At 70.1% G+C, this 14,906-nt stretch carries 16 protein-coding genes; 2 read left to right on the top strand and 14 right to left on the bottom strand.

Annotated features, from left to right (window positions below):
• Positions 1–139: 139 nt before the first annotated feature.
• The 3 genes from AC0680_RS15505 to AC0680_RS15495 form a co-directional block, all read right to left on the bottom strand.
• Positions 140–589 carry a spore-associated protein A gene (locus AC0680_RS15505; RefSeq protein WP_478628512.1) on the bottom strand — a complete coding sequence of 150 codons (450 nt, stop codon included), beginning with the start codon at positions 587–589 and terminating at the stop codon, positions 140–142.
• Between the two features lie 216 nt (positions 590–805).
• On the bottom strand, positions 806–1,669 hold the full coding sequence (locus tag AC0680_RS15500) for a lysozyme (RefSeq protein WP_478628510.1): 864 nt from the start codon (positions 1,667–1,669) through the stop codon (positions 806–808).
• A gap of 433 nt (positions 1,670–2,102) precedes the next feature.
• Positions 2,103–2,756 (bottom strand): transglycosylase SLT domain-containing protein, encoded by a 654-nt coding sequence (locus tag AC0680_RS15495; RefSeq protein ID WP_478628509.1) that lies wholly within the window; start codon positions 2,754–2,756, stop codon positions 2,103–2,105.
• 723 nt (positions 2,757–3,479) lie between these two features.
• Here AC0680_RS15495 and AC0680_RS15490 point away from each other — a divergent pair.
• Positions 3,480–3,926, top strand: coding sequence for a hypothetical protein (locus AC0680_RS15490; RefSeq protein WP_478628506.1), 447 nt, complete (start codon positions 3,480–3,482; stop codon positions 3,924–3,926).
• Positions 3,927–4,075: 149 nt separating this feature from the next.
• Here the strand turns inward: AC0680_RS15490 and AC0680_RS15485 are convergent, their stop codons facing one another.
• From AC0680_RS15485 to AC0680_RS15455, 7 genes are all read right to left on the bottom strand, one after another.
• Positions 4,076–4,777, bottom strand: coding sequence for a transglycosylase SLT domain-containing protein (locus tag AC0680_RS15485; protein WP_478628504.1), 702 nt, complete (start codon positions 4,775–4,777; stop codon positions 4,076–4,078).
• Between the two features lie 484 nt (positions 4,778–5,261).
• On the bottom strand, positions 5,262–6,110 hold the full coding sequence (locus tag AC0680_RS15480) for an SRPBCC family protein (RefSeq protein ID WP_478628502.1): 849 nt from the start codon (positions 6,108–6,110) through the stop codon (positions 5,262–5,264).
• Positions 6,107–6,424, bottom strand: a complete 318-nt coding sequence (locus AC0680_RS15475; protein WP_468984542.1) for an ArsR/SmtB family transcription factor — start codon at positions 6,422–6,424, stop codon at positions 6,107–6,109. Before AC0680_RS15475 ends, AC0680_RS15480 begins: the two co-directional genes overlap by 4 nt.
• Before the next feature lie 64 nt (positions 6,425–6,488).
• Complete coding sequence (locus AC0680_RS15470; protein WP_478628499.1) at positions 6,489–7,391, bottom strand: alpha/beta fold hydrolase; 903 nt, start codon at positions 7,389–7,391, stop codon at positions 6,489–6,491.
• 88 nt (positions 7,392–7,479) lie between these two features.
• On the bottom strand, positions 7,480–8,721 hold the full coding sequence (locus AC0680_RS15465) for a beta-ketoacyl-[acyl-carrier-protein] synthase family protein (protein ID WP_478628497.1): 1,242 nt from the start codon (positions 8,719–8,721) through the stop codon (positions 7,480–7,482).
• Positions 8,718–8,948, bottom strand: a complete 231-nt coding sequence (locus tag AC0680_RS15460) for an acyl carrier protein (protein WP_384435582.1) — start codon at positions 8,946–8,948, stop codon at positions 8,718–8,720. The genes AC0680_RS15465 and AC0680_RS15460 overlap by 4 nt, the downstream gene beginning before the upstream one ends.
• Before the next feature lie 269 nt (positions 8,949–9,217).
• On the bottom strand, positions 9,218–9,670 hold the full coding sequence (locus AC0680_RS15455) for a MarR family winged helix-turn-helix transcriptional regulator (protein ID WP_478628494.1): 453 nt from the start codon (positions 9,668–9,670) through the stop codon (positions 9,218–9,220).
• A 129-nt stretch (positions 9,671–9,799) separates the two neighbouring features.
• Between AC0680_RS15455 and AC0680_RS15450 the strand changes: the two genes are divergently transcribed.
• Positions 9,800–10,210, top strand: a complete 411-nt coding sequence (locus AC0680_RS15450; RefSeq protein WP_384435588.1) for an organic hydroperoxide resistance protein — start codon at positions 9,800–9,802, stop codon at positions 10,208–10,210.
• A 65-nt stretch (positions 10,211–10,275) separates the two neighbouring features.
• Here the strand turns inward: AC0680_RS15450 and AC0680_RS15445 are convergent, their stop codons facing one another.
• The 4 genes from AC0680_RS15445 to AC0680_RS15430 are packed head-to-tail and all read right to left on the bottom strand — an operon-like array spanning position 10,276 to position 14,804.
• Positions 10,276–11,667, bottom strand: coding sequence for a GH1 family beta-glucosidase (locus AC0680_RS15445; RefSeq protein WP_478628492.1), 1,392 nt, complete (start codon positions 11,665–11,667; stop codon positions 10,276–10,278).
• The gene (locus tag AC0680_RS15440) at positions 11,664–12,569 is read right to left on the bottom strand and encodes a carbohydrate ABC transporter permease (RefSeq protein WP_478628490.1); all 906 of its coding nucleotides are present in this window, start codon (positions 12,567–12,569) and stop codon (positions 11,664–11,666) included. The genes AC0680_RS15445 and AC0680_RS15440 overlap by 4 nt, the downstream gene beginning before the upstream one ends.
• On the bottom strand, positions 12,562–13,488 hold the full coding sequence (locus AC0680_RS15435) for a carbohydrate ABC transporter permease (RefSeq protein WP_478628487.1): 927 nt from the start codon (positions 13,486–13,488) through the stop codon (positions 12,562–12,564). The genes AC0680_RS15440 and AC0680_RS15435 overlap by 8 nt, the downstream gene beginning before the upstream one ends.
• Positions 13,485–14,804 (bottom strand): ABC transporter substrate-binding protein, encoded by a 1,320-nt coding sequence (locus AC0680_RS15430; RefSeq protein WP_478628485.1) that lies wholly within the window; start codon positions 14,802–14,804, stop codon positions 13,485–13,487. Before AC0680_RS15430 ends, AC0680_RS15435 begins: the two co-directional genes overlap by 4 nt.
• Between the last annotated feature and the right edge of the window lie 102 nt (positions 14,805–14,906).

Here is a 14,906-nt window from a genome sequence, read left to right as displayed (position 1 = left end):
CCCACCTTACCCCCCCCCCTCCCCTCCCCCCCCCCCCCCACCCCCCTCCCCCCCCCCCCCCCCCCCCCCCCCCCCCCCCCCCCCCCCCCCCCCCCCCGTACAGCGGGCGACGGTCGGTCAGCGGTCCGTCGGTGCGAGGTCAGTGGTGCGTGACGACCCCGGCTGCCATACGGCCGCAGTTGGAGCCGGAAACGCTGACGCTGACCGATTCGATCGTGCCGCCCCAGTCCACGCAAAGGCCCTTTGCGGGCAGGTAGACCGGGCCGGCGTAGGAGGTGTATTCACCGCTGTCGTAAACCCAGTCGGAACTGCCGTCGGTGGCCGTGAGATAGGTGTACATGTACACCGGGCTACCGGGGCTGTTCCGCACCGTCACGACGCAGTTCTTTCCGGTCCTTGCGCTGTACGTCAGGTACACGGTCCCCTTTCCGGTGACCGGTACGGAATTCACTACGCTGTAGCCGCTGCCGCAGGCTCCGTTGTACGCGGCGGCGGTCGGAGCGGCGGAGGCGGTGGTGGCCGTCGCCATTGTGGCGAGGCCGGCCACGGCGAGTGCGGCGGCTCCTGCGATGGCACGTGGACGCTTCATGGGAATACCCCCGTCGGGTGGTGTGCGTCGCGTGGTCGTATCGCAGTGTTGGACCGCGCTCGACGGTGGATGGTTGTACCCGGACGTGAATTCCCCATTGTTCGAATCGTGTTGTCGAAGACGGCGTCGGCGCGGGGGCGCCGGCATGCACCCGGTCCCCGGCGCCTGCTGCGGCGCCGGGGACCGGGTGGGGTGTGCGGGTCGGTTCGGGCGGGCTCAGTGGCCGTTGGCGAGGACCTTCAGGCGGCCGTAGTTGCCGTTGAAGCGGTTGTGGTCGCCGACCGGGTGGCCGGAGGAGGTGTGCTGCCAGATGCTGTGGTACCGCCAGCCGCCCGGCAGCGCACCGACCGAGGAGCCGTAGCGCGGGATCCACAGCGGGTTGCTCCGGCCGAACCTGCCGGAGTTGCCCGTGCACCGCTTCCACCAGTTGGTGGAGGTGTAGATGACCGCGTCGCGGCCGGTCTCCTCCCGGTAGGTCTCCACGAAGTCCTGGATCCAGTGGACCATCGCCTTGGCGCTCTTGCCGTAACAGGTCGCGCCGTAGGGGTTGTACTCCATGTCGAGCGCCCCGGGCAGCGTCCTGCCGTCCCTGGACCAGTCGCCGCCGTGGTCGGCGAAGTAGCGCGCCTGCGTGCTGCCGCTGGAGTGGTCGGGCAGCGCGAAGTGGTACGCGCCGTGGATCATGCCGGCGGAGTAGGAGCCCCGGTACTGGTGGGCGAAGTACGGGTTGGTGTAGCTGTTCCCCTCGGTGGCCTTGACGTACGCGAAGCGCACCCCGGACTTGCGCAGCCCCGACCAGCTGACGTGGTGGTTGTGGCTGGAGACGTCGACGCCGGCCACCGCCTTGCTGTGCGTGGCCTGTGGTTCGAGGCCGCCGCCGGCCCGGTCGACGCCCTCGCGGGCGGCGATGGTGGAACCCATCCAGTCCTGCTCGGGGTGGGCGGGTCTCTTTCCGGCATCCGACGCCGTGGCGAAGCCGGGCAGCGCGAGGGGCAGAGCGAGCACGGAGAGAAGAGAAAAGAGCGTTCCGGCCGCGAGGGAGACTGTGCGGCGGGCCGGACCGGATCTGCGCAAGGGCATCGCATGCCTCCGAGGCCTTCGGTTGAGTCACGTTCGGCAGCTTTTGAGCAGAGTTCTGCCGATAAAAGACTTATACGCAGAACTGCCTGACTCTATGACCCAACAGGCCGTCAGTCCGCCGACCGGCTGCGCATCTCACCCGTCCGGCCGTCAGAAGTGGTCACCCCGGGCCCGGGTCCGGTTCGGGGTCGCGGGCGGGGTGACCACGGCCCCGGCCCGGCCCTCGGTGCCCGCCGAACCGAAAGCGGAGCGGGCCCCGGCAGTGCCGGGACCCGCTCCGTCATCGCTGCGCAGCGGCGAACGCGCCATTCCGCCGCTTCGCGAGCTGCCTCATGCCGAGCCCGTCGGCTCGTGTGTGGTGTCCGTCATGTCCCTGGCTTCACCCGGGGCCGGCCCGTGTGCGCCGGCGCGACGGCTCGTGGACGCCGTCGGCTCAGTAGGCCGAGTTGACGTTGTCGATGGAGCCGTAGCGGTCGGCCGCGTAGTTGGCGGCGGCGGTGATGTTGGCTACGGGGTCGACGAGGTTGTGGGGGGTGCCGGAGACGTGGTAGCGGTCGAAGGTGGGCTGGATCACCTGGAGCAGGCCCTTGGAGGGGATGCCGTTGATGGCGTTGATGTCCCAGTCGTTGACGGCGTTGGGGTTGCCGCTGGACTCGCGCATGATGTTGCGGTGCAGGCCGTCGTAGGAGCCGGGGATGCCCTTGGCCTTCATGATGTCCAGCGACTCACGGATCCAGCCGTCCAGGTTGTTCGGGTACTCCTTGACGGCCTTGCGCTCGGCGGAGCGGTTGGCGGCCTGGTGGGCGGTGTGCTGCTTGGCCACCGCGGTGACCTTGACGTGGTCGGCGACCGAGGCGGTCACCGGGCGGGCGGTCTCGGCCTCGTCGGCCTTGGCCGGCATGCCCTTGGCGTTGACGGGCTTGACCGCTGCCGGGGCGTGCTCAGAAGCAGCCTGTGCGGTGTCCGGGGCCGAGGCCATGGCCAGGCCCGAGGTGGCACCCGCGGCGGCCAGGACGGCCACGGCGACCTTGTGGGTGCGGGTAATGCGGGTGACACGGACAGCGCGGGACAGGTTGAAGCTGGGCATGCAGAGGGACCTCTTCCAGGTACGGGGACGGGGAGGCGGCCTTTTTGGGCGGCGCGTGATTCACCGGAGGTCATTGCCGCGTTCGCCGTGGGGGGCGTGAGTCGCAAGCTCGCTCTCGGTGCGTCGGAATCCATGTTTAGCGACGGCCCGGAATCGAGGCAATGGGGCTCTGTACTACTCGTCTTCGTGAGATAAACCCTGGACGCCGAGGTAATGGGCGGTTCTCTCCGTGAGGGCTGGTAATGACTGCGGGACATTCGACTAAGCACCTTCGTAAGTGACGTACATCGCGTGCCCCGCATCACTTGATAGCGGCCGTAAAGCCCCCGCTGCCGGGGCCCGTAAGTTGTCTGGCTCACACCGGAATTACCGCTCCGCAGAGCCACTTCATACGCGCATCGAAGGGGATTCATCCACCCGGCTGTCCGAGGGCGCCCCGGGTGATTGCCCGGAATGTGGTGCAGGGCACTTCTGACGAGGCCATAAGGGCGGCATTTGTGCCCCAATTCACTTGTGCGGCGACGGGCGGGAAACCGTCGGTGCGCGGCGTCGCGCAGTACGGCGCGAGGCACCGGCTGGGCCGTTGGGAGCGCCCCGATACGTCGATACGGCGGTAGTCGCTGGTCCGTTCGCAGCAGCGCCCGGGGCTGTTGCATGACTACGGGCCCCGGCTCCCTGAAAGTGACATCGCACGCAGTAGTCACTCATCGTAAGGAAGTGCTCATGTTCCGTCGTACTGCCGTTGTTCTCAGCGGTCTTCTCGTCTCGGGTTTCCTCGCGACGGGCGCTGCCACCGCGGCGTCTGTCGATGCGGACCGTCACCCTGCCCCCGCGCCTGCCAGCGAGGACCGCGACCGCCACCCCGCTCCGGCGCCTGCCGCCGCTGAGCAGGAGCACCGCGCTCCGGCGCCGACGGCTGCCGAGGAGGACCGCCGCGCCCCGGCGCCCACCACCGCTGAGGAGGACCGCCGCGCGCCCGCGCCCACCACCGCCGAGGAGGAGCGTCGCGCCCCGGCGCCCACCACCGCCGAGGAGGAGCGTCGCGCCCCGGCGAAGTCCGTCGATGACAGCCGCAACCTCACCGCCCAGGACCAGGAGGGATTCGGCCTCGCCGGCGCGGTGCTCGACCGTCTGCTGGGCAGCAGCGCGGCGCGGAACGCCGGCTTCTGACGCCCACGCCGATACGGCAAGGGCAACGGCAACGGCACTGGCCCCACCCGCGAAGTGCGGGCAGGGCCAGTGCCGTTGCCATGTCGGAGTGTTGCGCCGCAGCACTCCGTGGGTCCGCTCCGGCCGTGCCGGAGGTCGTCGTACCCGGCTCAGTAGGCCGAGTTGACGTTGTCGATGGAGCCGTAGCGGTCGGCCGCGTAGTTGGCGGCGGCGGTGATGTTGGCTACGGGGTCGACGAGGTTGTGGGGGGTGCCGGAGACGTGGTAGCGGTCGAAGGTGGGCTGGATCACCTGGAGCAGGCCCTTGGAGGGGATGCCGTTGATGGCGTTGATGTCCCAGTCGTTGACGGCGTTGGGGTTGCCGCTGGACTCGCGCATGATGTTGCGGTGCAGGCCGTCGTAGGAGCCGGGGATGCCCTTGGCCTTCATGATGTCGAGCGACTCACGGATCCAGCCGTCCAGGTTGTTCGCGTAGCGCTTGGGCGCGACCTTCGGCGCCTTCTTGGGGGCGGCCTTCGGCGCGGCTATCGCCTTGCGCTCTATGGAACGGCTGGCGGCCTCCTTGGCGGTGTGGCCCTGCTTCTCGACCGCGGTGACCTTGAGGCGGTCGGTCACGGACGAGGCGACCAGCTTGCTCTTCTCGCCGTCGTCGGCCCGGTCCTTCGCGGTCAGCGGCAGGCCGTTGGCGCTCACGGGCTTGACGGCGGCCGACGCGCTGGACGTGGTCGCGGCATCGCTCGGTGCGGCGGTGAACGCCAGGGCGGCGGCGCAGCTCGCGGATGCCACCAGCGCCGCGGAGATCTTGTGCGTGCGGGTGATGCGGGCAGGGCGGGGCAGGGTGAAGCTGGGCATGCGAGGTGACCTCTTCCAGGGCTTTGGTGGCGGGGGGAGCGGCCTTCGGTCGGCGCGTGAGAACCGAGGGTCATTGCCGCGCTCGCCGCTCTGGCTGAGGTCTCCGGCTCGTTCTCGGTGCTACCCGGAACATGTTTAGCGAGCGCCCTGGATGGTGGCAAAGGTGCCTTGTACTACCCATCTTCGTGAGTTGGAGCGATATGCCCGTTATAAACGCCTTGTTTCGCGGTGTGCGCCGGGAAGGGCGTCGACTAGCGGAGTTCGTACGTGACGTAGGTCGCGTGCCCCGCATCACCTGGCGAGGGCTTCCGGGCCCCCTCTCCGGCCCCGCTGAAGTTGCCTGGCTCACACCCCGGAAGCGGCGAAACGGCGTCGCGGACGCCGCGGCACCACCGCCGGCGAGCGCTTCCGCGCGGCACCGGACGCGCCCGTGCCCCCCACGGAATCCGCGGGGGGCACGGTGTACGGCGATGCGGTGCGGGAGTCAGTCCTCCAGCAGCCGTGCCGCGAGATGCTCGATCCGGTCGTGCCAGGCGTCCAGCGCGGTGTCCGTGTCGAAGCCCCGCGGGCCGGTCTGGGTGAGGACGAGGCGGGCGCCATGGCCGGTGCCGCTGCCCAGCTCCCAGCGGACCTGGCCGTCCGGATGCCAGCGGTAGGCCAGCACCGACGGGGCCCGTACCTCGGTGACCGGCCCGCCCGGCACCTTCTGTGTGGTGAAGCCGGCCGGCGCGGGTGCGCACGCCACGGGCTCGTCCCCCGAGGCAAGCACCGCCCAGACGGTCTCGGCCGGCCGCACGAGCTGGCGCTCGAAGCGGATGCGCGGGCCGTCGGCGGTGTCCTCGACCGTGCCGTGCCCGAGGTCGAACTGCTCCAGATACGCCTCGTGCAGCTCGCCCGTGTCGGGCTCGACGGCCGTCGACTCGCCGTCGAGCAGCTGTGACAGCGCGGTGACGCACAGATGCCAGCCGGAGGCGAAGCTGGCCCCGCCGAACCGGTCGCCGAAGGTGTGCACCAAGGTCAGCAGCGAGCCGTCGCCGTCCGGAGTGATCTCCCAGCGCAGATGGTCCTCGCCCCAGGTGAAGGCGAACAGGCGGGGCTCCTCGGCGTCGGTGACCGTACCGGTCATGGCGACGTCGCTCACACCGGGCATGGTGAAGGTCATCGCCCCGCCGGGCCGGAGCTCCACCGTGACCTCGGAGGGGAACCACCGCCCGAGCTGCGCCGGGTCGGTGATCGCCGACCAGACCTTCGCGGGCGGATGGGCGAGCCTGCGCTCCATGCGCAGCGCATGGCGACCGCCGGACGAGGTGAGGGTGTCGGAGTGCGGGTTCATCGCGGGTCGTCCTTTGTGGCGTCGAGATGCCGTTCCAGAGCGTCGAGGCTCCCGGCCCACAGATGCCGGTAGTGCGCGAGCCAGGCATCCAGCTCGGCGAGCGGCTCGGGCCGCAGCTCGTACCAGCGGCGCTGGGCGTCCTGCCGGACCCGGACCAGCCCGGCCTCGCGCAGCACCCGCAGGTGCTTGGACGTGCCGGGCTGGCTCAGCCCGAGCTGGTCGGTGAGCTCACCGACCAGCCGGGGGCGCTCCAGGAGCAGGTCGAGGATCCTGCGCCGGCTCGGCTCTGCGAGTACGTCGAACGGTATGGGCATGGCCTTAGCATGCCTCCCCGGTTATATAACCGCAAGGGGATCTACGCTTCGAGGCGTGCAAGTGTCATACGTACGCCGGGCCCGCCACCGACAGCTCCTCGCGCGCGACCGGCACCAGGCAGGGAGCCGATTTCAGCGGCGCGTCGGTGAAGAAGCGGGCGACCAAGTCGGCGACGTCCTCGGCGCGTTCGAGGATCACCCAGTGGTCGGAGTCGGGGATGGTCACGACCCGGCTGCCCGGGACGGTGGCGGCGAAATCGCGATGCCGGGCGGCGGAGGTGACGGTGTCGTGCTCACCGCTGAAGATCAGCGTCGGGACGCCGGTCAGGCCGCCGGTGAAGTCCGGGTGTTCCGACAGCGCGCGGCGCAGGGAGTCGGCGGCGGCGTGCGGCGAGCGCTGCGCGGAGTGCAGCAGCGAGCGCCGGACGTAACGGTAGGCGAGCCGCCGCCGGGCGACATGCCGTTCCTCGTCAAGACACATCAGAGCCTTGGCGGCCATGGTGGCGAAGGATTCGAAGTCGCCGTTCTCCAGGCAGCGGATGGCCTGATGGCATTCGGTCAGCAGCTCGGCACTGAGCTCGGCCGGTACGCCGCCGAGGGCGATCCGGGCGATGCGCTGGGGGAAGCGCTGGGCGCAGGCGAAGGCGAGGGTGGCTCCGAACGAGTAGCCGAAGAGATTGATCTGCGGCACGCCCAGGTCGTCGATGATGCCCTCGACCGCCTTGCACATGAGGGCGACCACCGGCCCCGGGGGCAGCGGTCCCGCGCTCCCCATGCCGGGCAGGTCGGCCGTCACCACATCTGCCACCGGCCCGAGATGATCCTCCATCGCCGGCCAGCCGTGCATGCCCTGAAGAGCGCCGCCCAGGATCATGACGGGTTCGGTGACCCGGTCCGGCTGCCGCAGCACCCGATAGGAATAAGGCACCGCGCTCACCGACAACAAACGGATCGATTCGTCTGACATGGCTGTTTCCTTTTCGCGGAGACCTGCGGAACGGGCTGCGTGTGCGGGTGAACGGGGGGTCATTCCGGGCTGATCCATGAGGGACGGCTCAACCGCGAGTCAGTACGAGCGCGGCGTTGTGCCCGCCGACGCCGAGCGCCATCTTGACCGCGCAGTCGAACCTCCCCGGCCGGGCCTCGTTGCGCACGATCTCGATCGGGAGCCGAGGGTCGGGTACGTCGAGATTGGCGGTCGGCGGCACCAGCTGATGCTCGAGGGCGAGCACGGTGAGCGCGGTCTCGATACCACCGGCCGCGCCCAGCGTGTGCCCGGTCATCGCCTTGGTGGAGGTGACCAGGGGATGGTCGCCGAGCACCCGGTGCAGCATGCTGGCCTCGATGACGTCGTTGAGCACGGTCGAGGTGCCGTGGGCGTTGACATGGCCGACGTCGCGGGCTGCCACGTCGGCGTCCGCCATGGCGGTGCGCAGCGCCTGCTCGATGCCGTTGCCGTCGGGGTCCGGTGCCACGGCCGAGTAGGCGTCGTTGGACGCGCCGTATCCGGAGACATGGGCGCGGACGGTGGCCCCGCGGGCCCTGGCGTGCTCCGGCCGTTCCATGACGAGGAGCCCGGAGCCCTCACCCATGACGAAGCCGTCCCGCTCCGCGTCGAACGGGCGGCACGCCGCGGACGGGTTCTCCCGGCGGGTGGAGACCATCTTCAACTGGCAGACGCTGGCGATCAGCAGACGGGTGAGGGCGGATTCGGCGCCGCCGGCGATGGCGATGTCGCACGCCCCGGTGCGCAGCAGCTGGTGCGCGGTGCCCACGGCGACGCTGCCGGAGGAGCAGGCGGTGGTCACCGCCAGGCTGGGTCCCTGCGCGCCGAGGTCCCGGCAGACGCTGCTGGCGGCGCCGTTGACCGTGGTCAGCGGGGCGAATTTGGGGGAGACGCGGCGCGGGCCGCGTGTTGCCAGGGCCTCGTGCTGCTCGTCGTAGAAGGGCAGTCCACCGTGTGCGGAGCCGATGACGACGGCGACGCGGGCGGCGTCCCAGGTGGCGGTGTCCAGCCCGGCGTCGGCGACGGCCTCGCGCGCGGCGATCACCGCGAGCTGCGAGAAGCGGTCCATCAGCCGCTGGGTGGCGACGCCCAGCACCGCGGCGGTGTCCAGATCGGCGACGGTGTAGGCGAAGTCGCAGGGGAGATCGATGAGTTCCGCAAGGTGTCGTACCTCGCTCGGCACGACCTCCTCGGTGACGGTGTGCCAGGTGGCCTTCGCGCCCACGCCCGCGGCGGTCACCAGCCCCAGCCCCGTCACCGCCGCGTGGAACGGCGTCCGGTGGGCCGTCACGCGGCGACACCGCCGACGGCCGCCACCAGCTGGCCCACGGTGTTGCGCGGGGTCAGCGCCACGTCGTCGAGGTCGATGTCCAACTGTTCCTCGATCATGACCCGGAGCTCTTCCAGGGCCAGCGAGTCCATCCGCAGATTGCGCAGCGGGGTCTCGGCGTTGAGGCGGGCCGCGGGGATCCCGAATCGCTGGACCAGCAGGCTGTTGACAACTTCTGCCGCATTCACGTGGCGCTCCTCGGTTGTTCGTAAGCGATGCTGCCAACCGCGTCCTGGCGGGTGTGTGCCGACGACCCCGGCTGGTTTAGCCACCCTTTATACGCCTTTGTCCCTATTTCGCCCCAACATTGGTCGCTCAATGGGGTGATGGCGTGGCTGGGCGCGACAGAGGGGCGCGCCCCGCGTTGCGGTGACGGCGAGAAGCCTACGGGCCTGATCCGGTGAACCGGTGAGAGGCGCGGCCGGGAACCGCGTCGAAGTCGTGCCGGACGCGGAGGTCAGGCCTCGTCGAGTGCGCTGGTCACGCGCCCCAACAGGGTTCGCAGAGTCCGGAGTTCCTCGATGGTCAACCCGGTGGCGGCGAGCATCCTGCGGGGGACCGGCAGGGCCTGTTCGCGCAGGTCATCGCCGTCGGGGGTGAGATGGATGGTGACCGAGCGCTCGTCTTCGGCGCTGCGTTCGCGGCGGACCAGGCCTGCCGCCTCCAGTCGCTTGAGCAGCGGCGAGAGCGTGCCGGAGTCCAGTCGGAGCCGTTCGCCGATGGCCTTGACCGGCTGGGGGCCGTGCTCCCACAGGACCAGCATGGCCAGGTACTGGGGGTAGGTCAGACCCAGGTCCTTCAGGGCGTCCCGGTAGACGCCGCCGAACGCGCGCGACGCGGCGTGCAGGGAGAAGCAGACCTGGTGGTCCAGGCGGAGCAGTTCGGCGTCGGGCACGGGAGTCGTGGTCATGGCATCCAGGGTAGCGCCATGCGGACGACTTAGTTGTGCACAACTTAGTTGCGGACAATTTAAAAGTGTGCGATCGTCGATGACGTCGGGCGGCCGGGAAGGCCGCCGCGCTATCGAAGGGGAACCCTCATGGACGCGCTGTACACCGCTGTCGCCACCGCCAACGGCCGGGAAGGCCGCGCCGTCAGCTCCGACGGCAAGATCGACCTGGCGCTGGCCATGCCGCCGGAGCTCGGCGGCAACGGCGCCGGCACCAACCCGGAGCAGCTCTTCGCCGCCGGATACGCGGCCTGCTTCGCCAGCGCGATGGGCAATGTCGGCCGCCAGATGAAGCTCGACACCAAGGACGTCTCGGTCACCGCCGAGGTCTCGATCGGCAAGGACGCCACCGGCTTCGGCCTGGCCGTCGTCATGCGGGTGGAGCTGCCGGACGCCCTCGCGGGCGAGACCGGGCGCCGCCTGGTCGAGGCGACCCACGAGTACTGCCCGTACTCCAAGGCCACCCGCGGCAACATCGATGTCGAGCTCGTCATCGAGTAGCCCGCCGGCCCTCCGGCCGGCCCCGTCACGGAGGCCGGCCGAAGGCCGTGCCGGCGCGGTGGCCGTCAGGCCGCGCGCGGAGTGCCGCGGCGCGGACGGCTCCCGATCAGCCCGGCATAGTGCCGGCCGCTGTCCTTGAGGGTGCGGGCCTGGGTCGCGTAGTCGACGTGGAACAGGCCGAAGCGCTTGTCGTACCCGTAGGCCCACTCGAAGTTGTCCATCAGGGACCAGGCGAAGTACCCGGCCAGCGGCGCGCCCTGGCGGGCCGCGCGGGCGCACGCGGCGATGTGCTGATGCAGATAATCGGTGCGCTCGGGGTCCTCGACGGTTCCGTCGGGAGTGACCACGTCCGGGTAGGCGGAGCCGTTCTCGGTGACGTAGATCTCGCGCGGCGCGTACTCCCGGGTCAGCCGCAGCAGCAGGGTCTCGATGCCGCCGGCGTCGACCTCCCAGTCCATGCCCGTACGCGGCACGTGCGGCCGGCGTACCGGGCGGGCGAACGGCGGCGGGCCGGCCGGCTCGGCGGCGACCACGGCCGGGAAGTAGTAGTTCAGCCCCAGCCAGTCCAGCGGCTGCGCGATGGTCTCCGCGTCACCGGGGCGCTCCGGCAGCTCCACCCCGTACACCTCGCGCATGTCCGCCGGGAAGCCGCGGCCGTGGACGGGGTCGAGCCACCAGCGGTTGGTGTGCCCGTCCATCCGCCGTGCCGCGGCGGCATCGGCCGGTGATCCGGTGGCCGGCTCGACCGTGCTGAGGTTGTTGACGATGCCGACCTCGGGGTCGGTGGCCCCGGAGCGGATCGCCGCCGTCGCCAGGCCGTGCCCGAGCAGCAGATGGTACGAGGCGCGCACCGCCGCGGTGAGGTCCCGCAGGCCCGGCGCCATCCGGCCTTCGAGATGACCGATCCAGGCCGAGCACAGCGGTTCGTTCAGTGTGGCCCAGTGGCGGACCCGGTCGCCGAGCTTCCCGGCCACGACCGAGGCGTACGCCGCCAGGTGCTCGGCGGTCTCCCGTGCGCTCCAGCCGCCGCGGTCCTGGAGCGCCTGCGGCAGATCCCAGTGGTAGAGGGTGACGGACGGGGTGATGCCCGCCTCCAGCAGACCGTCGACCAGCCGGTCGTAGAAGGCCAGGCCCTCGGCGTTGACCCGGCCGTCGCCGTCCGGCACGATCCGCGGCCAGGCGATCGAGAACCGGTAGGCACCGACGCCCAGTTGCCGCAGCAGGCCGATGTCCTCGCGCCAGCGGTGGTAGTGGTCGCAGGCCCGGTCGCCGGTGTCGCCGTTGTGGGTCCGGCCCGGGGTGTGCGAGAACGTGTCCCAGATGGAGGGCCCACGGCCGCCCTCGGCGACCGCCCCCTCGATCTGGTACGCCGACGTGGCCACGCCCCAGGCGAAGTCGTCCGGCAGGGCGGCGAAGTCGATCCGGTCGCTCACGAAGATCCTTTCGGCACGGTTCATTTGACGGCCCCGGCGGTGAGCCCGGCGACCAGATAGCGCTGGAGCAGCAGGAACCCGGCGACCACGGGGACGCTGACGACCAGCGACGCGGCCATGACCTGATTCCAGTAGACGTCGTTCTGGGTGGCGTAGCCCTGCAGACCGACCGACAGGGTGCGGGTGGTGTCGTTGGTCATGACGGAGGCGAACAGCACCTCGCCCCAGGCGGTCATGAACGCGTACACGGCGACGGCGACGATCCCGGGCAGCGCGGCCGGGACGACGACCCGGAAGAGCGCGCCGAGCGGCCCGCAGCCGTCCACGTAGGCGGCCTCGTCCAGCTCCCGCGGCACGGAGGCGAAGTATCCGGTCAGCATCCAGATGGAGAACGGGAGCGAGAACGTCAGATAGGTCAGGACCAGCCCGCCGCGGGAGCCGTAGAGGGCGACGCCGGTGGCGTTGCCGATGTTGACGTAGATCAGGAACAGCGGCAGCAGGAAGAGGATGCCCGGGAACATCTGCGTCGACAGCACCGTCACGGTGAACACCCGCTTGCCGCGGAAGCGGTGGCGGCTGACCGCATACGCCGCGAAGACCGCGATCAGCACCGAGCAGACGGTGGCCGAGCCCGCCACGATCAGCGAATTGGTGAAGTAGCGGGCCAGCGGGACGGTGCGCCAGATGTCGAGATACGGGCGGATCGTCAGCTCGCTCGGCAGCCAGTGGAAGGTGCCCGAGACATCCTCCAGCGGCTTGAGGGAGCTGCTGAGCATGACGTAGACGGGGAGCAGGACGAAGCCGGTCAGCGCGGTGAGGAAGATCCCTCGGGCACAGCGGAACCAGCGCGGCGGTGCCGTCGGGGTTGGCCTGCGGCGGGTCCGGGTCCGGGTGCGCTCGCGGGCCGCGGGGGAGCGGTCAGCCATCGGCGGTTCTCCTTCCGCGCGAGGTGACCAGCAGGTAGCCGGCGGTCACCACCAGCAGGAAGAGCAGCAGCAGGACGGACATCGCCGCTCCGGTGCCGAAGTTCCAGGTGACGAAGGAGGACTGGTAGATGTGGATGGACAGCAGGTCCGCGGCCTCCGGAGCGGCCTTGCCGAACAGCACATACGGTGTGTTGAAGTCGTTGAAGGTCCACAGGAACAGCACCAGCACCAGCACCTGGTTGACCGGACGCAGCGAGGGCAGGGTGATCCGCCGGATCTGCCGGATCACGCCCGCGCCGTCGAGCGCCGCCGCCTCGTAGAGGTCCTTGGGGATGTTCTGCAGCCCGGCCATCACGACCAGGAACGCGAACGGCCAGGTCTTCCAGACCGCGACGACCAGCAGCGCCAGGAAGCTGTTGCCGCCCAGCAGCCAGAAGGGCCGCCCGTCGGTGAGCCGCAGTTGGTCGTGCAGGACGTGATTGACCAGGCCGTTGTCCCTTTGGAACATGAACGCCCAGGTGATCACCGCGGCGTAGACGGGCAGTGCGTACGGAGTGAGGAAGACGGCGCGCAGCAGGCCGCGGCCCCGGAAGTTCTCCTGCAGCATGATCGCCGCCGTGGTGCCGATGAGCCAGCACAGCCCGACCGACAGCACGCTGAACGCGACGGTGATCCAGAACGAGTGCAGCAGAGCGGCGCCGACCGGGGCGTCGAGGTCGACGGTGACCCGGTAGTTGCCCAGCGCCTTCCAGGGAGCCAGGCCCCAGTTGCCGATGTGGAACTGCGTCAGCTCCTTGAAGCTCATCACGATGCCGATGACCATCGGCACGAGGTGCACCAGCAGCTCCAGCACCAGCGCGGGCAGCAGGAGCAGATAGGGCAGTCCGGCGCGGCGCAGCCGGACGGGCAGCCGCCTCACTTCGCCATCTGCTGTTCTGCCTTGGTCAGCCGCGCCCTGACCGATTCGGTGGTGACGGGGTGGCCGGCCGCCGCGTCGGCGAACAGATCCTTGATCGCCGTCCCCACGGACGTCTCGAACTGCGCCTCGTCGGTGACCTGGGGCAGCGGCGCCGCGCTCCTGGTGAGCGTCTCGCGCAGCACCTTGGTGTCCGGCCGGTTGAACGCCGGGTCCCGCTGGGCGGCCTTGACCGGCGGTACGGAGCCGTAGGCCTTGTTGAGCAGCCGCTGCTCGGCGTCGCTGGTCAGGAACTTCACGAACTTCCGGGCGCCGTCGAGGTTGTCGGTGTTGCGGAAGACGGCGAGGTTGATGCCGGCGAGCATCGAGTTGGTCCGCCGGCCGCCGCCCGGGGTGCCGGACGCGACGGGCACCGGAACCACGCCCCAGTCCTCGGGCTTCATCCCGTCGGCCGCGAAGGTGGTGGCCGCGGCTTGCCACAGCACCATGGCGGTCCTTCCCTTGGCGAAGTCCCTGAGCGACTGGTTCTGCCCGTACTCGGCGTTGCCCGGAGCGATGATCTTGTCCTTGGCCATGAAGTCGACGTACTGCTTGACCGCCGCGACCGCGCCGTCGGAGGTGAAGGTGGGCCTGCCGGCGGCGTCGAAGAAGTCGGCGCCGTGCTGCTTGCCGAGGACGAAGGCCTGGTGGATGTTGTTGGCCAGCTGGCCGCCCTCGGCGCCCAGTCCCCACTTGCCGTCCTTGGAGATCCGCCTGCCGGCCGTGACCAACTCGTCCCAGGTGGCGGGGGGTTGGTCGATCCCGGCGTCCTTGAACATCCGCTTGTTGTAGTAGAGCGCGTACGTCAGCGAGTACAGCGGTACCGCGGCCGGGGCCTGGTGCGCGGCCCCCGTGGCGCCCAGCGCCGGTGCCACGAACCGGTCGCGCCCGCCGATCTCGTCGAAGTTCCGCTTGTCCCAGGGGAGCAGCGCCCCGGTGGCCTGGAGCGAGGCGGACCAGGTGTTGCCGATGTTCAGGACGTCGGGACCCTGCCCCGAAGTCGTGGCGGCCAGGATCCGGTTGAGCAGGTCGGGCCACGGTATGACCTCCAGCTCGACCTTGATTCCGGTGCGCCGTTCGAACTTCTTGAGCTCGGGGCCGAGGATCCGCTTGTCCGCCTCGACGTTCGGACCCTGGTTGGACGCCCAGTAGGTCAGTGTCCTGGGGGAGTCGTTGCTGCCGCTCCCGCCACCGGGGCTCGTTCCGCCGCCGCATCCGGAGGCCACCGCGGCGAGCGCGGTGACGGTGGCGGTGACGGTCGCGGCTCGGAGTCTGCGCATGACGGATACGCCTCTCTCTGAGGAGTCCGAGGTCGGCCATGTTCAGTTCCTGAACGGCCTCATGGCTTAACTTAGGGTGTGAGTTAAAGCCCGAGAGAAGGG

Source organism: Streptomyces sp. NPDC043738, from assembly GCF_056436545.1.
The sequence above is the reverse complement of the archived record's forward strand: the minus strand, read 5'-3'. Positions and strand labels throughout refer to the sequence as shown.